The organism is Geobacillus subterraneus, from assembly GCF_001618685.1.
Classification (GTDB): Bacteria; Bacillota; Bacilli; order Bacillales; family Anoxybacillaceae; genus Geobacillus; species Geobacillus subterraneus.
Window position 1 is genome coordinate 38746 of record NZ_CP014342.1, and the last position, 19491, is coordinate 58236.

The 19491-nt window shown below is 52.0% G+C and carries 16 protein-coding genes; 13 read left to right on the forward strand and 3 right to left on the reverse strand.

Features of this window, described 5'->3' with window-relative positions; all coding sequences use genetic code 11:
- Positions 1-18: 18 nt before the first annotated feature.
- Positions 19-1386 (forward strand): FAD-binding oxidoreductase, encoded by a 1368-nt coding sequence (locus GS3922_RS00180; RefSeq protein ID WP_063164671.1) that lies wholly within the window; start codon positions 19-21, stop codon positions 1384-1386.
- A 211-nt stretch (positions 1387-1597) separates the two neighbouring features.
- Here the strand turns inward: GS3922_RS00180 and GS3922_RS00185 are convergent, their stop codons facing one another.
- Both GS3922_RS00185 and GS3922_RS00190 read right to left on the reverse strand, forming a co-directional pair.
- Positions 1598-2845 carry an RNA-guided endonuclease InsQ/TnpB family protein gene (locus GS3922_RS00185; protein ID WP_063164672.1) on the reverse strand — a complete coding sequence of 416 codons (1248 nt, stop codon included), beginning with the start codon at positions 2843-2845 and terminating at the stop codon, positions 1598-1600.
- Between the two features lie 220 nt (positions 2846-3065).
- Positions 3066-4430, reverse strand: coding sequence for an ISLre2 family transposase (locus GS3922_RS00190; RefSeq protein ID WP_063164673.1), 1365 nt, complete (start codon positions 4428-4430; stop codon positions 3066-3068).
- A gap of 509 nt (positions 4431-4939) precedes the next feature.
- Between GS3922_RS00190 and GS3922_RS00195 the strand changes: the two genes are divergently transcribed.
- Positions 4940-6376 carry a glycoside hydrolase family 1 protein gene (locus tag GS3922_RS00195; protein ID WP_063164674.1) on the forward strand — a complete coding sequence of 479 codons (1437 nt, stop codon included), beginning with the start codon at positions 4940-4942 and terminating at the stop codon, positions 6374-6376.
- A gap of 5 nt (positions 6377-6381) precedes the next feature.
- On the opposite strand, the gene GS3922_RS00200 is transcribed toward GS3922_RS00195, so the two are convergent.
- On the reverse strand, positions 6382-7137 hold the full coding sequence (locus GS3922_RS00200) for a MurR/RpiR family transcriptional regulator (RefSeq protein ID WP_063164675.1): 756 nt from the start codon (positions 7135-7137) through the stop codon (positions 6382-6384).
- A 124-nt stretch (positions 7138-7261) separates the two neighbouring features.
- Here GS3922_RS00200 and GS3922_RS00205 point away from each other — a divergent pair, with 124 nt between their 5' ends.
- From GS3922_RS00205 to GS3922_RS18295, 11 genes are all read left to right on the forward strand, one after another.
- Entirely contained in the window at positions 7262-8605 is a 1344-nt protein-coding gene (locus GS3922_RS00205; protein WP_063164676.1) for a 6-phospho-beta-glucosidase, read from the forward strand.
- A 213-nt stretch (positions 8606-8818) separates the two neighbouring features.
- Positions 8819-9673, forward strand: coding sequence for an Rpn family recombination-promoting nuclease/putative transposase (locus GS3922_RS00210; protein ID WP_063164677.1), 855 nt, complete (start codon positions 8819-8821; stop codon positions 9671-9673).
- A 517-nt stretch (positions 9674-10190) separates the two neighbouring features.
- A complete protein-coding gene (locus GS3922_RS00215; RefSeq protein WP_063164678.1) occupies positions 10191-11204 on the forward strand; it encodes a sugar-binding protein in 1014 nt (337 codons plus the stop codon).
- Positions 11205-11358: 154 nt separating this feature from the next.
- The gene (locus GS3922_RS18290) at positions 11359-11493 is read left to right on the forward strand and encodes a hypothetical protein (protein WP_257722314.1); all 135 of its coding nucleotides are present in this window, start codon (positions 11359-11361) and stop codon (positions 11491-11493) included.
- 59 nt (positions 11494-11552) lie between these two features.
- Positions 11553-13022, forward strand: a complete 1470-nt coding sequence (locus tag GS3922_RS00220) for a sensor histidine kinase (protein ID WP_063164679.1) — start codon at positions 11553-11555, stop codon at positions 13020-13022.
- Positions 13000-14529 (forward strand): response regulator transcription factor, encoded by a 1530-nt coding sequence (locus tag GS3922_RS00225; protein WP_063164680.1) that lies wholly within the window; start codon positions 13000-13002, stop codon positions 14527-14529. The genes GS3922_RS00220 and GS3922_RS00225 overlap by 23 nt, the downstream gene beginning before the upstream one ends.
- 326 nt (positions 14530-14855) lie before the next feature.
- Positions 14856-16148: an ABC transporter substrate-binding protein gene (locus GS3922_RS00230; RefSeq protein ID WP_063164681.1), complete on the forward strand. Its 1293-nt coding sequence runs from the start codon at positions 14856-14858 to the stop codon at positions 16146-16148.
- A 65-nt stretch (positions 16149-16213) separates the two neighbouring features.
- Positions 16214-17185: a carbohydrate ABC transporter permease gene (locus GS3922_RS00235; RefSeq protein WP_063164682.1), complete on the forward strand. Its 972-nt coding sequence runs from the start codon at positions 16214-16216 to the stop codon at positions 17183-17185.
- On the forward strand, positions 17185-18006 hold the full coding sequence (locus GS3922_RS00240) for a carbohydrate ABC transporter permease (protein WP_063164683.1): 822 nt from the start codon (positions 17185-17187) through the stop codon (positions 18004-18006). Before GS3922_RS00235 ends, GS3922_RS00240 begins: the two co-directional genes overlap by 1 nt.
- A 271-nt stretch (positions 18007-18277) precedes the next feature.
- Entirely contained in the window at positions 18278-19150 is an 873-nt protein-coding gene (locus GS3922_RS00245; RefSeq protein ID WP_063164684.1) for an ROK family protein, read from the forward strand.
- A 209-nt stretch (positions 19151-19359) separates the two neighbouring features.
- Positions 19360-19488, forward strand: a complete 129-nt coding sequence (locus GS3922_RS18295) for a hypothetical protein (protein WP_257722315.1) — start codon at positions 19360-19362, stop codon at positions 19486-19488.
- The last annotated feature ends 3 nt before the right edge of the window (positions 19489-19491 follow it).

A 19491-nucleotide genomic window follows, 5' to 3' on the forward strand; every position in this document is an offset into this window, starting at 1 on the left:
CGGGTGAGGAGGAGAACGATGAACGTATACGAATCACTGCTTGAATTGATCGGCGACCGCGAGCGGGTGAGCATCAATGAAACGGTGCTCGAACACCACAGCAAAGGCATCGCCTACCATGCGCCGCATGCGCCAGATGTCGTCGTGTTTCCGAAAACAGCGGAGGAAGTGAGCCGGGTGATGGCGTTTGCCAACGAGCATCGCATTCCGGTCACGCCGTTTGGCGCCGGCACGAGCTTGGAAGGGCATGTCATTCCAGTTGCGGGCGGCATCAGTTTGGATTTGACGTTGATGAACAACATCATCGACATTCGCCCGGACGATTTTCTCGCCATCGTCGAGCCGGGAGTGACGCGGTTGCAACTGAATGAGGCGCTGAAGCGATATGGGTTGTTTTTCCCGGTCGATCCGGGTGCGGACGCGACGATCGGCGGCATGGCGGCGACGAACGCGAGCGGCACGAACTGCGTGAAATACGGCGTCATGCGCGATCAAGTGCTCGGATTAGAGGTGGTGCTCGCGGACGGTTCAGTCATTCAGACGGGAAGTTTGGCGGTGAAATCGTCGGCCGGCTATGACTTGACCGGCTTGTTCGTCGGATCGGAAGGGACGCTTGGCGTGTTCACCCGTCTTATTGTCCGCCTGCATGGCATTCCGGAGGCGACAACGGCCATCAAAGTGTGCTTTCCGTCGCTTGAGGCGGCAGCGCAAGCGGCGTTTGCCGTGCTGAAAGCGGGCGTCGGTCCGGGGAAAATCGAGCTCGTTGACGAGGCGACGATCGCGGCGGTCAATGCGTACAAAAAAACCGATTACCCGGTGAAACCGACGCTGTTTATTGAACTGAGCGGCAGCCCGTCAAGCGTCGAGGACGGAACAAAGCTTGTCAACGAATTGTGCGAAGGGGAGGGGGCGGTTTCATTTACGGTTGAAACCGACTCGCTCGCCCGCGCGAAGCTGTGGGAAGCGCGCCACCATGCGGCGTTTGCCATTCAAGCCGCCTATCCAGGCAAGGCGATGCTCTCCACCGACGTGTGCGTGCCGCTGTCCGAACTGCCCGGCGCCATCGCCGATACGCGTCGGCTTGTTGATGAGCAGAACATGACCGCCGCCATTTTCGGTCATGTCGGCGATGGCAACTACCATACCGTGCTTGCCTTTGATCCGAATGACGCCGAGGAGATGGCGCGGATCGAACGCGTGCACGCCCATATCGTCCGCTATGCCTTATCGCGCGGCGGCACATGCACGGGAGAGCACGGCATCGGCATTGGCAAACGGACGTTTTTGCGCGAGGAAAAAGGCGACGCCGTCGTTTGGATGAAACGGTTGAAACAGCTGTTTGACCCGAACGGCATTCTCAATCCGGGGAAAATCTTTTTGCCGTAACGCTTCGTCCGTATGGCGGTTCAACGGATGAAGGTAATAGCGATTTTCTCCCAACGATCACTAGGGAAAGACCGTCCTGCATGTGGAAAAGGGTGCTCCGAACGAATGGAGCACCTTTTTCTTCTTGTGTTTCCTGACCAGGAGTGAACTACCCCCACTTAATTTTCTAGCGAAAATTTGAAGTGGGGGCTTCCAAAGAAGTTTGACTGCTTCAAGCAATCCTTATTCTTTGAGGCGTGTCCACTTCGCCGCTAGAGCATAAGACACTCAGGTCTACAGCTTTACTTTTCTTTAAGATGTTTAATGCGCCATTGACATCAGCATTAATTAGTTTGCCAGACTTTGTTCGATACAAGCCGCGCTTAATACGTTTGCCGCTGAACTTATATTCTTTTGGATTGTCGGCATTATATTCAGGAATCTCATCGCCGTCAAAAAAGCTGGCTTGAGACGTATAGGATTCTTCCTGTTTCAAGAATTCAATGCCGTAAAATTCACAAAGATATTCTAGTTTTTCTTTTATGTTACCGAGAGGAATATTGACAAAGTTTTGATTTGTCTTTTTTCCTAGATTCATATTGCGTTGCCATGTTTCCGCATAGCCAATGACAAGTTTGCCAATTTGATTTTCAATACAGTAGTTAATGATGTAACGGCAAGTCTTGTTGATATAATCATTCACTTTATTATTGCGATTCATAGCAAGCAACGCCTGTTTACGAGTCGTGCCTTTGATTTTTTGCTTATCTTTCATGCTTTGAAGTCTGGCATTTTCTTTGTTAAACCATTGATTTATACTTTTTAATCTCCGCCCATCAATGATGAATGATCTGCCGTCTGATGTGACACAAGTGGCAAGATTGTTTAATCCTAAATCAATGGCCAGTGCTTTTTGGTCATTTAATTCTCTTTGATCTTCAGGCATTTCATATTTGTACTGAATCTCAAAGAACCTGGCATGATGCTTAGGAATGATTTCAATCTGCTTAATCTTTTTGTCCAGTAACACAGGCGGAATCGTTATCGTGATAGGCTTGTGAGTCTTTTTAAATAGGCGAGAATACGGTATCGTGAATTTGTTGCCGTCTATACGAATCTGGCCAATGATCAGTGAATGAAAGCCATCTTTTTTAAGATATTTTGGAATACTGATAGCCTTGTGGTCATATTTTCCTTGTTTGGCAAGACTGATCAAACCAAAGAAAGATTTAAAGGCTTCATTGACCTTTTTTAAAATTTGCTGTGCCATGTTGCTGTTTAACAGCTTATAGTTTTCGTTAGTTTTTGCAAGATGATCGTTTTTCTCATAATTAAGAAATTCCTTGTGTTCAAAATAGTATTGTCTGACATTGTACAATCCGACGTTGTACATGTTCTTGGCAATATGGCACAGTTCTCGAAGAGTCAAGTATTCTTCTTTGGTCAAACCATTTAGCTGTTGTTTGATACAAAAATACATTTTTTCACCTCCCATCTAACTATATTATACTATATTTTACTGAATCTATCCTATTTTCAGCAAAATATAGAGTCAGTCAAGACTTTGTGGAGAACATTTTTTCGGTTCACTACGGGCGTTGTCAATCACTAGTTAGCGAACCATTTTCAGGAGTTGATATCGTAAGCGCTTTCGGACTCTCATCCCTCATCTTGAGGTGATGATATTTTGTTCCATTTTTTTACACCCAACCAAAATCCCGAAGCGCCGACAACGCTTGATGGATCGGCGTCCCGGATGACCGCTGCAGACACGGTAGATTCTGACGCACCACATCTGCCCACAACCGTCCGGCCTTCCGTTTGGCCTGTTCGATCCGCTTGGACTTTGTTGAGGCCGAGACGGCCGACTGGGGCTCTTGCTCCTCCCACCGTCCCTTTCTCCACCCGATCCCGTCGATTCGGGCTGCCATCGCCCTCAGAAACGCCCGAAGCCCTTGGTCTTTCCAGCTGCGGCGGGATTTCACCCGATGCGCAAACCGGCTCATCACGCTCTCGGCGTGGCCCATCGGACGCATGCCGGTCGTCTCCACCCCTTGCTCCGACAGCCACTCCCGATAGTCCCGGATGCATCCCGGCATTGACTCGATCCGGCGGATTATGGCAGCCATCTGCTTCTCTTTCGCTTCGTCCTCCAACGTGCCGACCGCGCTGTTCAGCTCCACCAGAAGCCCCTCTTCGTCTTGTTTCGCCAGCTTCTTCCGCACCTCCCGCCAACGCGGATGGCCGGACAGACACTGACGCAGCTCCCGCGCCACATGAAATCGATCCAGCTGAAAGCAGGCTCGCTTTCCAAAATACTCCCGGCAGGCTGTGATCCACGACGCCGCGTCGCCGTTGATGATCAAAAGGTCCCGGCACGGGTCATAGGCATATTCGTTCATCAGCCACTCTTCAAACCGTTCCCACACGTCTCCCACCCCTTCATGGAGGTAGTGGCGCCGGTTCACGAGCTTGAGCTGCGAACCGTTTCGTTTCCATCCCTCGTGAACCGCCAGGATTTTCTCTTCTTTCGCCCGTTTCCCTTTCCCCTGGCGGGAAATGAACAGCCCATCCGCCTCCACAAACAGCACTCGGCCGTGCCGTTGGGAAACAGGGTGGTGCAGCGAGACAGGGGCCTCCAGCACCAGTTGGCGAATCGCCTCGTGGCTTAGGACCGCATACCCCACGATCGACTCCAACGTACGGGCCGCTTTGCGGTAGGAAGAGCACTCTACGGCCAACTCGACCGCCGTTTCCTCGAGGCAAGGGCTGATCGACTGCGCTCCATCAAAGCCCAGTTCGGCATCCAGCAAGAAGGTATACGCCCCCGCCTGCCGATCATAGTAGTAGTTCCGTCGAAACGTCACTTCTCCAAACAGCGTTTGGATCGTGGTCGGCCGTTTGTCTTTCAGCTGATACCGGCGCTTGTCCCGCGCTTCCGCCAGTTGTTGATCAATCTCCTCCAAAAGGGCCGCCAACAAGACAGCGAACACCTTTTGAAGAGTTCTGACGAATTGTTCCTCCAGCTCTTTTAATAAAGGCCATTCTGTGGTAAGATGTTTCATGGACTCTCTCCCTCCTGTTTTCGGTTGATGTTGACAATCACCATCATAGCAGGGAGAGAGTCCTTTTTGCATGACATTTGCTTTTTTCTACCGCGCTTCGCTTGGTGGCCCCGACGAGCGTCGCGAACAAAAGTTCGCAACCCTCGTCGGGGAATCATTCCTGAATGTCACCCACAAATATTTTACTCACACCAAAATATAGTTAAGGCGATTCATCTCCCACTTACTCCGCTTCGCTTTGTTGAAGTGGGAGTCTTCTCGCCTAATTAAGATAAAGAGGGCCGTTTCTCGCATTTCATGAACCGCTCTCCCGGTTGTTTTTTGTATCCTGCGCGCCGGCTTGTCCTATTTTGTAACCGTTTGTTACTCCGAAGAAACAATTGTTTTTCGCGTTCGTGGCGTTACAAAAAGCCGCCGCGCCCTTTACTTTTTGCATGAAACGCGGTTTATTGGTGATAGATAAAACGATTCAATCGACGGGGTTTGCTTTGGGAAAGGAGACGATTTGAATGGAGCATCGCCATCTGAAACCGTTCCCGCCTGAGTTTTTATGGGGCGCAGCATCAGCTGCGTATCAAGTCGAAGGGGCGTGGAACGAAGATGGAAAAGGATTATCGGTATGGGATGTGTTTGCCAAACAGCCGGGCCGAACGTTTAAGGGAACCAACGGCGACGTCGCTGTCGATCATTATCATCGCTATCAAGAAGATGTAGCGTTGATGGCGGAAATGGGGTTGAAAGCGTATCGGTTTTCGGTGTCGTGGAGCCGCGTGTTTCCGGATGGAAACGGGGCTGTCAACGAAAAAGGGCTTGATTTTTACGATCGCTTGATTGAGGAGCTGCGAAACCATGGGATCGAGCCGATTGTGACGTTATACCATTGGGATGTGCCGCAAGCCTTGATGGATGCCTATGGGGCATGGGAATCACGGCGCATCATTGATGATTTTGACCGGTATGCCGTGACATTGTTTCAACGGTTTGGCGACCGGGTCAAATATTGGGTGACACTCAATGAACAAAACATTTTCATTTCTTTTGGCTATCGTCTTGGCTTGCATCCGCCGGGCGTAAAAGACATGAAACGCATGTATGAGGCAAACCATATCGCCAATTTGGCGAATGCGAAAGTGATTCAATCGTTCCGTCATTACGTGCCTGACGGAAAAATCGGGCCGAGCTTTGCCTACTCGCCAATATACCCGTACGACAGCCGTCCGGAAAATGTGCTCGCTTTTGAAAACGCAGAAGAATTTCAAAACCATTGGTGGATGGATGTGTATGCGTGGGGCATGTACCCACAGGCGGCTTGGAACTATCTTGAATCGCAAGGGCTGGAGCCGACGGTGGCGCCGGGCGATTGGGAGCTGCTCCAAGCGGCGAAACCGGACTTTATGGGAGTCAACTATTACCAAACTACGACTGTGGAGCATAATCCGCCAGATGGCGTCGGAGAAGGCGTGATGAATACGACGGGAAAAAAAGGGACATCCACTTCGAGCGGCATTCCGGGACTGTTTAAAACCGTGCGCAATCCGCATGTCGATACGACGAACTGGGATTGGGCGATTGATCCGGTTGGCTTGCGTATTGGCCTGCGCCGCATTGCGAACCGTTACCAGCTGCCGATTTTGATTACAGAAAACGGCTTAGGTGAGTTCGATACGCTGGAGCCAGGCGATATCGTGAATGACGATTATCGAATCGACTACTTGCGCCGCCATGTTCAAGAAATTCAACGCGCCATCACGGATGGGGTGGACGTGCTCGGTTACTGTGCTTGGTCGTTCACCGATTTGCTCAGCTGGCTGAATGGCTACCAAAAACGGTACGGATTTGTGTACGTCAACCGTGACGATGAATCGGAAAAAGATTTGCGCCGCATCAAAAAGAAAAGCTTTTATTGGTATCAGCGTGTGATTAAGACGAACGGTGCCGAGCTGTAGCCTTGTCACCGCCCGCTCGGCCCGCGGTCAGTCTGCGCCGGCAGCAGCCGATACATTTCCTTCGCCAGCCGCTCAAGCAAATAAACGACCGGCAGCTGCGTTGTCACGTCCGTCTGTCCGATCCGCTCGGCGGTGGCATAATACGTCAAATTGTAGTCCGAGATGTTCGCGAGCGAACAATGTTTTCGGTTGGTGATGCTGATGATCGTGCCGCCCTTTTCCTTAAAACGGTGCACCTGGGCGAGCGTGTGCGGCGTTTCGCCGGACACCGACAAAGCGATCACGGCGCAGTTGTGGAAATAATGGCCGTAAATCGGAAAAAACGGGTCCTTGATGTAGACGGAAAACTTTTGCAAGGCAGAAAAATAGCGCGATCCGTATTCAGCCAAAATGCCGGAGCTGCCGGAGCCGACAAAAATCACGTGATCCGCTTGGGCGATCGCGGCGGCGGCATCAACAATGGCCCGCTCGTAATCGGCCGTCAGCGTCCGTTCGAAAAATTCCTTAAGCACCTCTTGACTGCTGATGATCGCGGTTCGCTTTGTCTCGCGTAAATACAGCTTCCATTTCGTTTTAAATTCACTGAACCCTTCGCAGCCGACCTTTTTGCAAAAGCGGAGCACAGTCGGCGGCGAGACATGGACGGCTTCGGCGAGCTCGCGGATGCGCATGTACGCGACTTCATGCGGATGTTTCATCACATAGTCGTAAATGGCGTAGTCGAGTTCGGAGAACTGAGCGATTTGTTCGGGAGTGAACATCGGGATACCTCGCTTTCATGGGACAGAACATGCGATAGCCGGGAAAGGATGGCGCTTTCAAGCCCACTGGTTGATTCCTACATTGATTATACCATGCCCAACTGGGCGAAAGGGGAAGAGGAGTATGGGGAAACGATTGAAAATGGCGACGATCGGCGGCGGGTCAAGCTACACGCCGGAATTGGTCGAAGGGTTGATCAAGCGTTATCATGAATTGCCGGTCGGGGAACTGTGGCTTGTCGATATTCCGGAAGGCAAAGAAAAACTCGAAATCGTCGGCGCCCTTGCCAAACGGATGGTCGAAAAAGCCGGTGTGCCGATCGAGATTCATTTGACTTTGGATCGCCGTCGGGCGCTAGAAGGAGCTGATTTTGTCACGACGCAGTTTCGCGTCGGCGGTCTTGAGGCGCGGGCGAAAGACGAGCGCATCCCGCTCCAATACGGGGTGATCGGCCAAGAGACAAATGGTCCGGGTGGATTGTTTAAAGGGCTGCGCACCATTCCGGTCATTTTGGACATCATTCGCGATATGGAAGAGCTTTGCCCCGATGCATGGCTGATCAACTTCACAAACCCGGCTGGAATGGTGACGGAAGCCGTCTTGCGCTACACGAAGCAGGAAAAAGTCGTCGGTTTGTGCAACGTGCCGATCGGCATGCGCATGGGCGTCGCCAAGCTGCTTGGCGTTGATGCCGACCGCGTGCACATTGATTTTGCCGGCTTGAACCATATGGTGTTTGGCTTGCACGTCTATCTGGACGGCGTCCGGGTGACGGAAAAGGTGATCGACCTCCTTGCCCATCCGGATCGTTCCGGTGTGACGATGAAAAATATCGTCGACCTTGGCTGGGAGCCGGATTTCCTAAAAGGGCTGAAAGTGCTGCCATGCCCGTACCACCGGTATTACTACCAAACAGACAAAATGCTCGCCGAGGAACTGGAAGCGGCGAAAACGAAAGGAACCCGCGCCGAAGTCGTCCAACAGCTCGAAAAAGAGCTGTTTGAGCTGTACAAAGACCCGAACTTGGCCATCAAGCCGCCGCAGCTCGAACAGCGCGGCGGGGCGTACTACAGCGACGCCGCCTGCAGCTTGATCAGCTCCATCTACAACGACAAGCGCGACATTCAGCCGGTCAACACGAGAAACAACGGCGCTATTGCCAGCATTCCGTCAGAATCGGCTGTTGAGGTCAACTGCGTCATTACAAAAGATGGGCCGAAACCGATCGCTGTCGGCGACTTGCCGGTTGCGGTGCGCGGCCTCGTCCAGCAAATCAAGTCGTTCGAGCGCGTCGCAGCCGAAGCGGCCGTGACCGGCGACTACCAAACCGCGCTCGTCGCCATGACGATCAATCCGCTTGTGCCGTCTGACACCATCGCCAAACAAATTTTGGACGAAATGCTTGAAGCGCATAAAGAACATTTGCCGCAGTTTTTTAAACAGGCCAAAACAGTAGCTGGAAACTAAATCGTTTGGAAAAGCGATTGACAAAGCCGCCTGTCGCCGGGGCGGCTTTGTCATTTCATCGTGAAAAGCCGCACAACACAAGGGCTTTCTTCCCGTTCACGTTCCCCTTATTTTAGACAAAATCAATGCTTTTCACCAGCCTTTTCGGCAGGATTTTGCCTAAGGCGCGGCGAAGAAAATAAAGGAAGTTCAAATATCACAAGGAGGGAGACCGTGTCCGAAACGCGAATCGACCATGATCGGCTGTTTAAGGAGTTGTTGTCGACGTTTTTTGAAGAGTTTTTGCTTCTGTTTTTCCCGCATGTGTATGAACAAGTCGACTTCCGCCACATCTCCTTTTTGTCCGAAGAGGTGTTTACGGATGTGGCAGCCGGCGAAAAGCACCGTGTCGATCTATTGGTGGAAACAAAGTTGAAGGGGGAAGACGGGCTGATCATCGTCCATATCGAGCACCAAAGCTACACGCAGCCGGCGTTTCCCGAGCGCATGTTCCTTTATGTCAGCCGTTTGTTTCAAAAATACCGCCGCCGCATTCTGCCCGTTGCCATCTTCAGCTATGACGCCATCCGCGATGAACCGTCCTCGTTCACCATCCAGTTTTCGTTCCTAACCGTTGTCGATTTCCGCTTTCTTACCGTTGAACTGCGCAAGTTGCCATGGCGCGAGTACATTCGCCGCGATAACCCGGTCGCCGCCGCTCTGTTAAGCAAAATGGGGTATAATGAAAGTGAAAGAGTGGCCGTGAAAAGAGAATTTTTGCGCATGCTCGTCCGTTTGGAGCTTGATGAAGCGAAACAGCGGCTGTTGTTTGGCTTTTTTGAGACGTATTTGCGGTTGTCCGAACAAGAGGAACTCGAATTGCGAAACGAGGTGAACGAAATGGAAACGAAGGAAGCGAAAAAAGTGATGGATCTCATCGTGTCGTACGAGCAACGGGGGGTGGAAAAGGGGATGGAAAAAGGCAAGATGGACGTTGCGAAACGGATGTTAGGGAAAGGATATGATGTGCCAACGATTTGTGAGTTGACCGGACTGCCAGTGGAGGCGGTGGAAAAGTTGAAAGAGTAAAAAATGGGGAGACGCCGTTCCAATGCAGCCAATCTGTTTCGGAACGGCGTTTTTTTTTTTTGCTCGTTCTGCACTTGATGATGGGCATGGCCACCGCCGCATGGCGAATGATGACGGCCAGACTGACCCCTATTTGTATTTCATATAGATGCAATTTGAAGATTGACCATTTGCAGCTTTTATCGACTGTCGGGCGACCGAACAACGCCGCTTCCAGACCCATAGATGGGTCTGTGAAGCAGGTGGTTGTTCGGTCTTCCGTCACGCCTTGGCGTGACGGGGCAAGCCTTTGGCTTGCCTTCGACAGTCGAAAATGGACAAACCGCTTTTCCGTCAAGGATCTGTTCACCTTCTTCGTTGCATCTATATCTATACAAGCTTTTGCTGTCATCGAGAAGCAGAGGAGAGCGATGTGCGGCCGCGGCAGGCGGGAAGAAAGGAGAGACACGGCATCCATTTTCTTTTTTCTAGGCTAGCGCCCCGACGTTCGTGTACAATGGCGGTAGGAGGAATCAAGATGTGCGATTGGTGGAAACGGCTGTTTTACGGGGGCGGCATCGCGGCGCTGCTTGCAAGCGCTTCCTTCACCGCCTATTGCGCTTGGAACGTGTATGCGTATCCGAAATCAGAGAAGGAACGGGTTCCGGAAAAAACAAAAGAGGCATATCATTTCGTGCTTGTGCCCGAGGAGCTTGATAATGATTATTGGCGGCTCGTGGAAAAAGGAGCGAAAGCGGCAGCGAAGGAACTCGGCGTTGACCTTGAATACATTGGGCCGCGGCAGGCGAATATTGATGAGCATTTGCGCATTTTGAAAAAAGCCGCAGCAGCGAAAGTCGATGGGATTATCACACAAGGGTTGACGGAAGCGGAATTTGTCCCAGTGATTAACGAAATCACGGACAAGAATATTCCTGTGGTGACGATCGATACGGATGCCCCGACGAGCCGACGCGTCGCCTATGTGGGAACGGATAATTATTATGCCGGTTTTCTCGCGGGACGGGCGTTGGCTGAGGATACGAAGGGCAAAGCGACGGTCGCGATTATTACCGGCAGTTTGACGGCGGCGCACCAACAGCTGCGAGTGCGCGGATTTGAGGATGCGGTGAGACAGGAAAAAGGCATCCGCATCGTTGCCATCGAGGAGTCGCACATTACACGTGTACAAGCAGCCGAAAAAGCGTACACCATTTTGAAAAAACACCCGGACGTGAACGCCTTTTACGGAACGAGTGCGCTTGATGCGATCGGTATTGCCAAAGTGGTCGAACAGTTTCACCGCGAGCGGGAAACATATATTATCGGCTTTGACACGCTGCCGGAGACGATCGGGTATTTGCAAAAAGGGACGATTGAAGCGACGGTCGTCCAAGAACCGTATGAAATGGGATACCGGGCGGTGAAACTGATGGCTGCTATTGTCGCTGGCCATGACGTGCCGGAAGTGACGAACACAGAGACGAAGGTCATTCGAAAAGAAGATTTGCCGCTGCGCCCGGCGCGCAATTATGAAGTCAAGACACCTTGATGCTGGCATTTGCAGCTCCTATAGAAAACGAGTAAAAAAGTGTTTTTCTTGATCGTTCCTTGTGTGCAAAGAGGAGTCAACGCGATGCGGGTTTGGGAAACAGCACGTTCTATTCGAACAACAGCTTGGCAGGGTGAACGGAAAGCGGCGGAAGATGGGGGAGCGCCGTCAAAACGGTGGGGTGTGCGATGAAAATATGGATGGCTGTCGCATTCAAGTACGCCCATTTGAACGCGGCGGCGCCTTCATCGGTTCGATCAGCTTGACGTTGGAATCCGTTTTCGCTTGAAACGGCACGGGGATGGTGCAGACAACAAAGCGCTGGGGACAGCGGGGGGGAAAGCCAGGATGAACATCCGCACGAAGATGCTGCTTTGTTTTACCGTTTTTTTGCTTTTGTTAAATGGAGCGGTGTTTCTTTTGTACCAAACGAGCGAAGAGATGATGAGCGATTACGATCGCCGGATGCGCCGCTTGTTGTTGCTGAATGAAGTGTCGCAACGGACGAACCGATTGATGGAGCAGCTTAATGCGTATGTATCGGAAAAAGAGGGGCGATACGCGCGCGCCTATGAGCGGGAATTCCGCTGGTTGCAGCAACATCGCCGCCAAGTCGGCGCCATTTCGCCTGCTTTGTCCGACCGGTTGGCGGCAGAAAACTATGAACATATGATTGAAAGTTTGTTAGAGGAAGCGGCGCTCACGGTCTATCATTTTCAGGCCGGAAATATTGGTTTGTACTCATCCCATCTGCATGAAATGATGAATATCGCCTTATTTTTGCAAGAAGAAACGTTAAATTTAATTGATGATGAGTTAACGGCTTATCAACAGCGGTATGATGAAGTCGAGCGGCGCAACCGCTATTTCCGGTATATGGGGATGGGTTTGTTTGTGACAACAATCTGCCTCGGCGTGCTGCTCGCTGTGTTTTTCTCTGGCAGTTTGACGAAGCCGATCATCCACCTCGCGCATGCAGCCCGGGCCATCGGTGCCGGACGGCTCGATGGACCGGATGTGAAGCCGACAACGAACGATGAACTGCGGCTGCTTACGATCACATTTAATGATATGCGCCGCAATTTAAGGCAGTTGATCGAAGAAATGAAACAAAAAGCGGAGCTTGACCGGCTCGTCAAAGAACTAGAACTGAAAAGCTTGCAAAGTCAAATCAATCCGCACTTTTTGTTCAATACGCTCAACACCGTTTCCAAGATGGCGTATTTAGAAGAGGCTGAGCAAACATCAAGGCTCATCGAGGCAGTGGCGGCGATTTTGCGTTACAACTTAGGGGAGTTGCAGCGGACGGTGGCACTTGCTGATGAGGTACGCATCGCTCGCGAATATTTTTTCATCCAACAAACGCGCTTTTTCGATCGGATTAAGTTTTCCATTGAGGCGGAATCGTCCTGTCTTGACCAACGGCTTCCGCCCCTTACATTGCAGCCGCTGATTGAAAATGCGTTCATTCATGGCATCGAATCGTACGAACGGGGAGCCGAATTGACCGTATCCATTTATGAAAAAAACCATCGGGTCATCATCGAAGTGAAGGATAATGGCGTCGGCATGGACGAACGGATGAAAGCGGAACTGGAAGCGTTTATTCGCGGCGAAGAGACGCCGGCGCGCCGCGAGCAAAGGCGCGGCCATTCGACCGGCATCGGTCTGCGCAATGTCATCCGTCGGCTGCAATTGTTTTACGGAGTGACGGACGTGGCGGAAATTGAATCAGCGCCGGAAAAGGGGACAACCATTCGGTTATTATTGCCGCGATGGCAAGGAGGGATGAGCAGTGAAAGTAGCGATCGTGGATGATGAGGCGCTCGAACGGAAAGCGTTGCGCAAAATGATCGGCAGCCATCTCCCGCATGCTGAAGTCATAGCGGAAGGCGCCAACGGGCGTGAGGCCGTTGAGATTGCCAAACAATATCGCCCCGATGTGATGCTCATTGACATTAAAATGCCTGGCCTCGACGGGCTCGGGGCGATCGAGGCCATTCGGCAAACGGGGCTCGATCTTCAGTTTATTATTGTTTCGGCGTTTGATTTGTTCGACTATGCGAAGCAGGCGATGCGCTTTGGCGTCAAAGAATATTTGTTAAAGCCGAGCCGGAAAGAAGAGGTCATTTCCGCGTTAGAACGCGTCGGTGAAGAACTGGAAGCCAAACGGAAAACCGAGGAAAAGCACCGTAAGCTGCAAGAACGGATCGAGCAGCTGCAGATGCTCGTGGAGAAAGAATGGTTATCCGTTTTGATGATTGAAGACGTACCGGCCGACGAGTGGGAACAGTGGCAGGAACTGTTGCCGTTTTCAGTCGCTTCGGGCATGTTTATCGTCGTCCAATTTCCTAATGGCGGGCGGACGGAGGAATGGAAGCGGTGGGTAGAAGAACGACTTGGCGAGCGGGCCCCCGCACGCTATATCGTTGGCCGTCTGGCGAACCGGCGCCTGCCGGTGCTGTTGTTCCGCAGCCGTGATGATGGGGAAATCGCTTGGAAACCAACCGTTCAATCGTTTGCGCTTGATATAGCCAGCCAGTTTGCTCTTCGGCACGGCGCTCCGCTGTATATCGGACTCGGCTCGCCGGTTTCACGCCTTCATGAGCTCCGATCGTCGTATTACGAAGCGCTGTCCGCTGTCCATTATTACGCCGAACGGGAAAAAGCACGAGTCGGTTTTTTGCCGGCCAAGCCGGCGCGTGCCGAACGGGAGAAACAGCTGCTTGAGGCAGTACGCCTCGGCGACATCGGGCAGGCGCGGGCGATTGGTCTTGCGTACATCGACGAGCTCATTGCTTCCCACTCGTTATCCGCTGCCGGACGCAAAGTGGACGGGATGTTTGTTTCGCTTGCTCGCCTTCTTTCCGAGCTTGGCGTTCGTTATGAACGGACGGTGTCGTTTTCCTCTTGCCGTTCAGGAGCGGAACTGAAACAGACCGCCTTCGACGAGCTCGGCCGCATCGCCGCAGATCTCGAAGCATGGCGCCAGCAGCAAGCCCACGGTAAAATCGGCAAGGCGAAGGACTACATTGACCGCCATTACGCCGAGCCGCTGACGCTTGAAGAAGTGGCCGAACACGTTGGGATGAGCCCGTACTACTTCAGCAAACTGTTCAAGGAACATTTCGGCATCACGTTTATCGACTACGTGACGAACGTGCGCATCGAGCGGGCCAAAGAAGCGCTCGTTCGCACCGATTGCAGTTTAAAAGAAATTTGTTTTTCCGTTGGTTACAATGACCCCAACTATTTCAGCCGCGTGTTTAAAAAACAAACGGGCTGGTCGCCGAGCGAATATCGGAAACAGTTGCAGGTGCGATAACTGAAGCAGTCCCGCCATCAACTGATAGGAAAACGAGCTCGCCCTCTGATCGGGCGGGCTTTTTGGCGTTGCACGCTCATAGGTGGGGCGGATTCATTCAGCCACTGTTTTTTATGAACGAATAGAAATTGGTAAGCAGATGTCCCTATTTGCCACGGGTCGACTATGACAAGACTCGCCTTCTTGTTTGCGTACGTACGGGCGCCCCAGGGCAAAAAAGTGAAGAAAAACGCAAAAAAGTGAAGAAGTCAAGCCGTAATCAGGCGAGTCGCGCATGATACAATCATCAATGAAAGGGTTTTCAAAAAGGGTGAAGGGGGAGAAACATGAGAAAGAAAGCAGCTGTGTGGCTTTCGCTCGCTCTTGGGTTCGGTATGGCACTATCAGGCTGCAGCTCGAATTCAGTGTCCGATGACGCCAAACAAGGCAACCAAAAAGCGGGAGAAAAGCTCGAGATTTTCAGCTGGTGGACAGGAGCTGGTGAGGAAGACGGTCTCAAAGCGCTGATCAAGCTGTTCCAAGAAAAATATCCGGACATTGAAATCGAAAACGCGGCCGTCGCCGGCGGAGCCGGGACGAACGCCAAGGCGGTCTTAGCGAGCCGCATGCAAGGGGACGACCCCCCATCAACGTTCCAAGTGCACGGTGGGGCGGAGCTGAATGAAGGCTGGGTCGCTGCCGGCAAAATGGAGCCGCTCAACGACTTGTATGAACAAGAAGGCTGGATGGACAAATTCCCGAAAGCGCTCATTGACATGGTCAGCAAAGACGGCAACATTTACTCTGTTCCGGTGAATATCCACCGCGGCAATGTGCTTTGGTATAACAAAAAAGTGTTTGCTGACAATGGACTTCAGCCGCCAAAAACATTTGACGAGTTTTTCCAAGTGGCGGATCAGCTGAAGGCAAAAGGCGTTACGCCGCTCGCGCTTGGCGATAAAGAACCATGGACTGCAACGCATTTGTTTGAAACCGTTTTATTAGGGACGCTCGGAGCGGACGGCTACAAAAAGCTTTGGACCGGGGAATTGTCGTTTGATGATCCGAAAGTGAAACAGGCGGCTGAAACGTTTAAGAAAATGCTCGGCTATATTAACGAAGACCATAGCTCGCGCAACTGGCAAGACGCAGCTCAGCTCGTCGCTGAAGGAAAAGCAGCCATGTACGTGATGGGCGACTGGGCCAAAGGCTACTTTGTGAACGACTTACAATTAAACGTGAATGAAGATTTCGGCTACGTGCCGACACCGAATACCGATGGCAAGTTTATGGTCATTACCGACACGTTCGGGCTGCCAAAAGGGGTGAAAAACCCGGACGATGTGAAGAAGTTTTTGGCTTTGCTTGGTTCGGTTGAGGGGCAAGATGCGTTCAACCCATTGAAAGGATCAATCCCCGCCCGCATCGATGCTGATCCGTCGAAGTACGACGAATACGGCAAACAAACGATGGAAGATTTCAAGAACGCAGAATTGGCGCCAAGCTTAGCGCACGGCTCAGCGGCACCGGAAGGTTTTGTCACGAAAGTGAACCAGGCCATCAACATTTTTGTTACGCAAAAAGATGTCAACTCGTTTATTGGCACCCTTGTTTCAGCAGCGGCGGAACTGAAGAAGTAATGAATGAAAGGGGGACGGGAGCCATTCTCTTCCCCTTTTCGCATTCATCGTAAGGAGGGATGATGATGGAAACGGTAAAAATCGCCCCAGCGAAGGAAACAGCAGCCGTTCCTGCGGTGCGGAAAAAGCGGAAATGGACGGCCGACCACTGGCTGGCCGCCGCGTTTTTGGCGCCGTCGGTTGCGCTCATTTTCCTATTTGTCTATGGATTTATCGGCTGGACAGGATATGTTTCGGTAAGCAATTGGAATTCGCTCGTCCCAGACTGGTCGTTTGCCGGGCTGAAAAACTATCAGTACTTGTTCCAAGATTTCCGTTTCCAAGCCGATTTGCGCAATACGCTCGTATTTACGGTGCTGTTTATCGCGGTCGTTATTGTGCTCGGCCAATTGCTTGCCATTTTGCTTGACCAAAAGCTGCGCGGGGAATCGCTGTTTCGCAACATTTTCTTTTTCCCGATGGCTTTGTCCTTTGTCGTGACCGGGGTCGTGTGGCAATGGTTGTTCAACCCGTCGACGGGCGTAAATTTATTTTTAAAGCCGTTCGGCCTTGATTCGAAATGGTATACCGATACGACGATCGCGGCCGGTTTTCATTGGGGAAAAATCGAATTTGGCATTCCAGTCGCCATGATTGCGGTCGTGGTGGCAGCAGTCTGGCAAATGACCGGCTTTGCCGTTGCTATGTATTTGGCTGGCTTGCGTGCGATTCCGGATGAGGTGCGCGAAGCGGCGCGGATGGATGGAGCAACCGAGTTTCAATTGTATTGGAAAATCATTTTGCCGCTGTTGCGGCCGATTACGGTCAGTGTCATCATCATTATGGCGCATATTTCGCTGAAAATTTTCGATTTGATCTACGCCATGACCGGACCGGGGGCGAACTTTGTCACCGATGTGCCCGGGGTGTATATGTTTGAAACGACGTTCCGCGGCAATTATTATGCGAACGGGGCGGCGATCGCCATTGTGATGTTGCTGTCGGTCGCGATATTTATCGTTCCGTATCTCATCTCAAGCCGCAAGGGGGGATCGTAATGGCGAAACCGCTATGGGCGCGGCCGTTTTTGTATATGCTCGCACTGGCGATGAGCGCGTTTTTCCTATTGCCCGTGTATGTGATGATCGTGACGAGCTTAAAACCGCTCGATGAAGTGACGTTGGCGGACATGTGGAAGTTGCCGTCAACGGTCGATTGGAGCAGCTATGCGACCGCATTTGAAAAGCTGGCCCCGAACTTTTGGAACTCGATTTTGCTCGTCGTGCCGGCGACGCTGCTATCCGCGCTGCTGGGGGCGCTCAACGGCTATGTGCTGTCGAAGTGGAAGTTTAAAGGGGCGGATGCGTTATTTACGCTTATTTTGTTTGGCATGTTCATCCCATATCAAAGCATCTTAATCCCGTTGATCCAATTTTTGCGCGAAATCGGGCTGTACAACACGATTCCGGGGCTCGTGTTCGTCCATGTCGTCTACGGCATTCCGATCACGACGCTGATGTTCCGCAATTTTTACGCCGCCATTCCGGATGAGATGATCGAATCAGCGAAAATCGACGGCGCCGGGTTTGTCCGCATTTTCCGTTACATCATGCTTCCGTTGTCCGTCACCGGGTTTGTCGTTGTCGCCATTTGGCAGTTTACGAACATTTGGAACGAGTTTTTGTTTGCTGTGACGATCACGACGTCGGACAAACAACCGATCATGGTTGCTCTACAAAACTTATCCGGGAGCCAAATTGTCCAGTGGAACGTGCAAATGGCAGGAGCTTTGCTCGCCGCCTTGCCGACGTTGCTCGTTTATATCTTCCTTGGTAAATATTTTGTCCGCGGACTGCTTGCCGGCTCGGTAAAAGGATGAACAGACGGAAAGAACAACTTGGGCGTGATCGGAGGAGCTGCTTTGTTAGCGGCTCTTTTTTATTTGGCACAACGTTTCTTGTTTGCCGATGATATGGCTCTCTTTGTCATCAGGGAATAGGAAGGGAGAAGGGGCGAAAGAATGGCCAGTCGTGTTGACCGATGATGGCGGAAAAAGTGCGACCGGTGCACGTTTTCCGCTTATCGTTGAGCCTTCTTCGTCTTTCGATTAAGATAAAAACAGAATAGGTAAAGAAAGTGAGGCGTACCGCATGATTTTAGGAGCCATTGAAGCTGGAGGAACAAAATTTGTCTGTGCCATCGGCGATGAACAAGGAAACATCCATGAACGGGCGGTGTTTCCGACGACCGTGCCGGAGGAGACGATGGCCCATGTGATCGATTTTTTCCGCCCCCACCGTATCGAGGCGATCGGCGTCGGATCGTTCGGCCCGGTCGATTTGCATCCTGACAGCCCGACGTACGGCTATATTACGAGCACGCCGAAACAGGCGTGGGCGAATTTCAACGTTGTCGGCACGCTAAAACAAGCGTTCCCGGTGCCGGTCGGGTTTGATACGGATGTCAACGCCGCGGCGCTTGGCGAGCTGCGCTGGGGGGCGGCGCGAGGATTGGATAGCTGCCTATATATGACGGTCGGCACCGGCATCGGCGTTGGCGCGGTCGTGGAAGGGCGGCTGCTTCATGGGCTGCTTCATCCAGAAATGGGACATATGTTCGTCCGCCGTCATCCGGACGATGCGTTTGCCGGCATCTGCCCGTACCATGGCGACTGCCTGGAAGGGATGGCGTCCGGCCCCGCGATTGAGCGGCGCTGGGGGAAAAAGGGGGCGGAGCTGGCCGAACGGAAGGAGGTCTGGGAGCTCGAGGCGTTTTATCTCGCCCAAGCCATCGCCAACTATATCCTCATTTTATCACCGAAAAAGGTGATCACGGGCGGGGGCGTCATGAAGCAGACGCACGTGTTGCCGCTTGTGCGCCGACATGTGCAGGAGCTACTCAATGGGTATGTTCAGCACGAAGCGATTCTTGAGAAGATCGATGCGTACATCGTTCTTCCAGGGCTTGGCGACAATGCCGGCATTTCGGGCGCCTTGGCGCTCGCAGCGGCGGCGCTGGAATAAATGGAGTGGACGGCGGTTCATAGCCTTTTGTCAGACTATGGACCGCCGTTTTTTGTTGGTAATTTACCTTTTTTGACTGTTCGGTCAAAAAAAATGCTTATATCCATGACTTTATAGTCGAAAAACATTATTTTTTAGTTGTATAAATTGATAATCGTTGTTTATAATGATATTGACTGTTTGGTCATATGTATATGGAGGCGAGGGCAATGGCCGATATCCGGCAATTGATTGAACGGTTGCGCCAGCGCGGGGTGCGGGCCGATTTAGTGAAGCCGCGCGCGTTGTTGCCATCGTACCCGCAATGGGAAGCAGTGAATGGGAAGGGGATGGACTAGTGC

What these genes read in the sequence shown, in the direction of transcription:
- GS3922_RS00200 (WP_063164675.1), bottom strand. Translation starts at nt 7,137, where the DNA reads ATGTTCACTCCCGAACAAATCGCTCAGTTCTCCGAACTCGACTACGCC.
- GS3922_RS18290 (WP_257722314.1), top strand. Translation starts at nt 11,359, where the DNA reads ATGGGGGAGCGCCGTCAAAACGGTGGGGTGTGCGATGAAAATATGGAT.
- GS3922_RS00240 (WP_063164683.1), top strand. Translation starts at nt 17,185, where the DNA reads ATGGCGAAACCGCTATGGGCGCGGCCGTTTTTGTATATGCTCGCACTG.
- GS3922_RS00195 (WP_063164674.1), top strand. Translation starts at nt 4,940, where the DNA reads ATGGAGCATCGCCATCTGAAACCGTTCCCGCCTGAGTTTTTATGGGGC.
- GS3922_RS00235 (WP_063164682.1), top strand. Translation starts at nt 16,214, where the DNA reads ATGGAAACGGTAAAAATCGCCCCAGCGAAGGAAACAGCAGCCGTTCCT.
- GS3922_RS18295 (WP_257722315.1), top strand. Translation starts at nt 19,360, where the DNA reads ATGGCCGATATCCGGCAATTGATTGAACGGTTGCGCCAGCGCGGGGTG.
- GS3922_RS00245 (WP_063164684.1), top strand. Translation starts at nt 18,278, where the DNA reads ATGATTTTAGGAGCCATTGAAGCTGGAGGAACAAAATTTGTCTGTGCC.
- GS3922_RS00230 (WP_063164681.1), top strand. Translation starts at nt 14,856, where the DNA reads ATGAGAAAGAAAGCAGCTGTGTGGCTTTCGCTCGCTCTTGGGTTCGGT.
- GS3922_RS00215 (WP_063164678.1), top strand. Translation starts at nt 10,191, where the DNA reads ATGTGCGATTGGTGGAAACGGCTGTTTTACGGGGGCGGCATCGCGGCG.
- GS3922_RS00190 (WP_063164673.1), bottom strand. Translation starts at nt 4,430, where the DNA reads ATGAAACATCTTACCACAGAATGGCCTTTATTAAAAGAGCTGGAGGAA.
- GS3922_RS00180 (WP_063164671.1), top strand. Translation starts at nt 19, where the DNA reads ATGAACGTATACGAATCACTGCTTGAATTGATCGGCGACCGCGAGCGG.
- GS3922_RS00220 (WP_063164679.1), top strand. Translation starts at nt 11,553, where the DNA reads ATGAACATCCGCACGAAGATGCTGCTTTGTTTTACCGTTTTTTTGCTT.
- GS3922_RS00185 (WP_063164672.1), bottom strand. Translation starts at nt 2,845, where the DNA reads ATGTATTTTTGTATCAAACAACAGCTAAATGGTTTGACCAAAGAAGAA.
- GS3922_RS00205 (WP_063164676.1), top strand. Translation starts at nt 7,262, where the DNA reads ATGGGGAAACGATTGAAAATGGCGACGATCGGCGGCGGGTCAAGCTAC.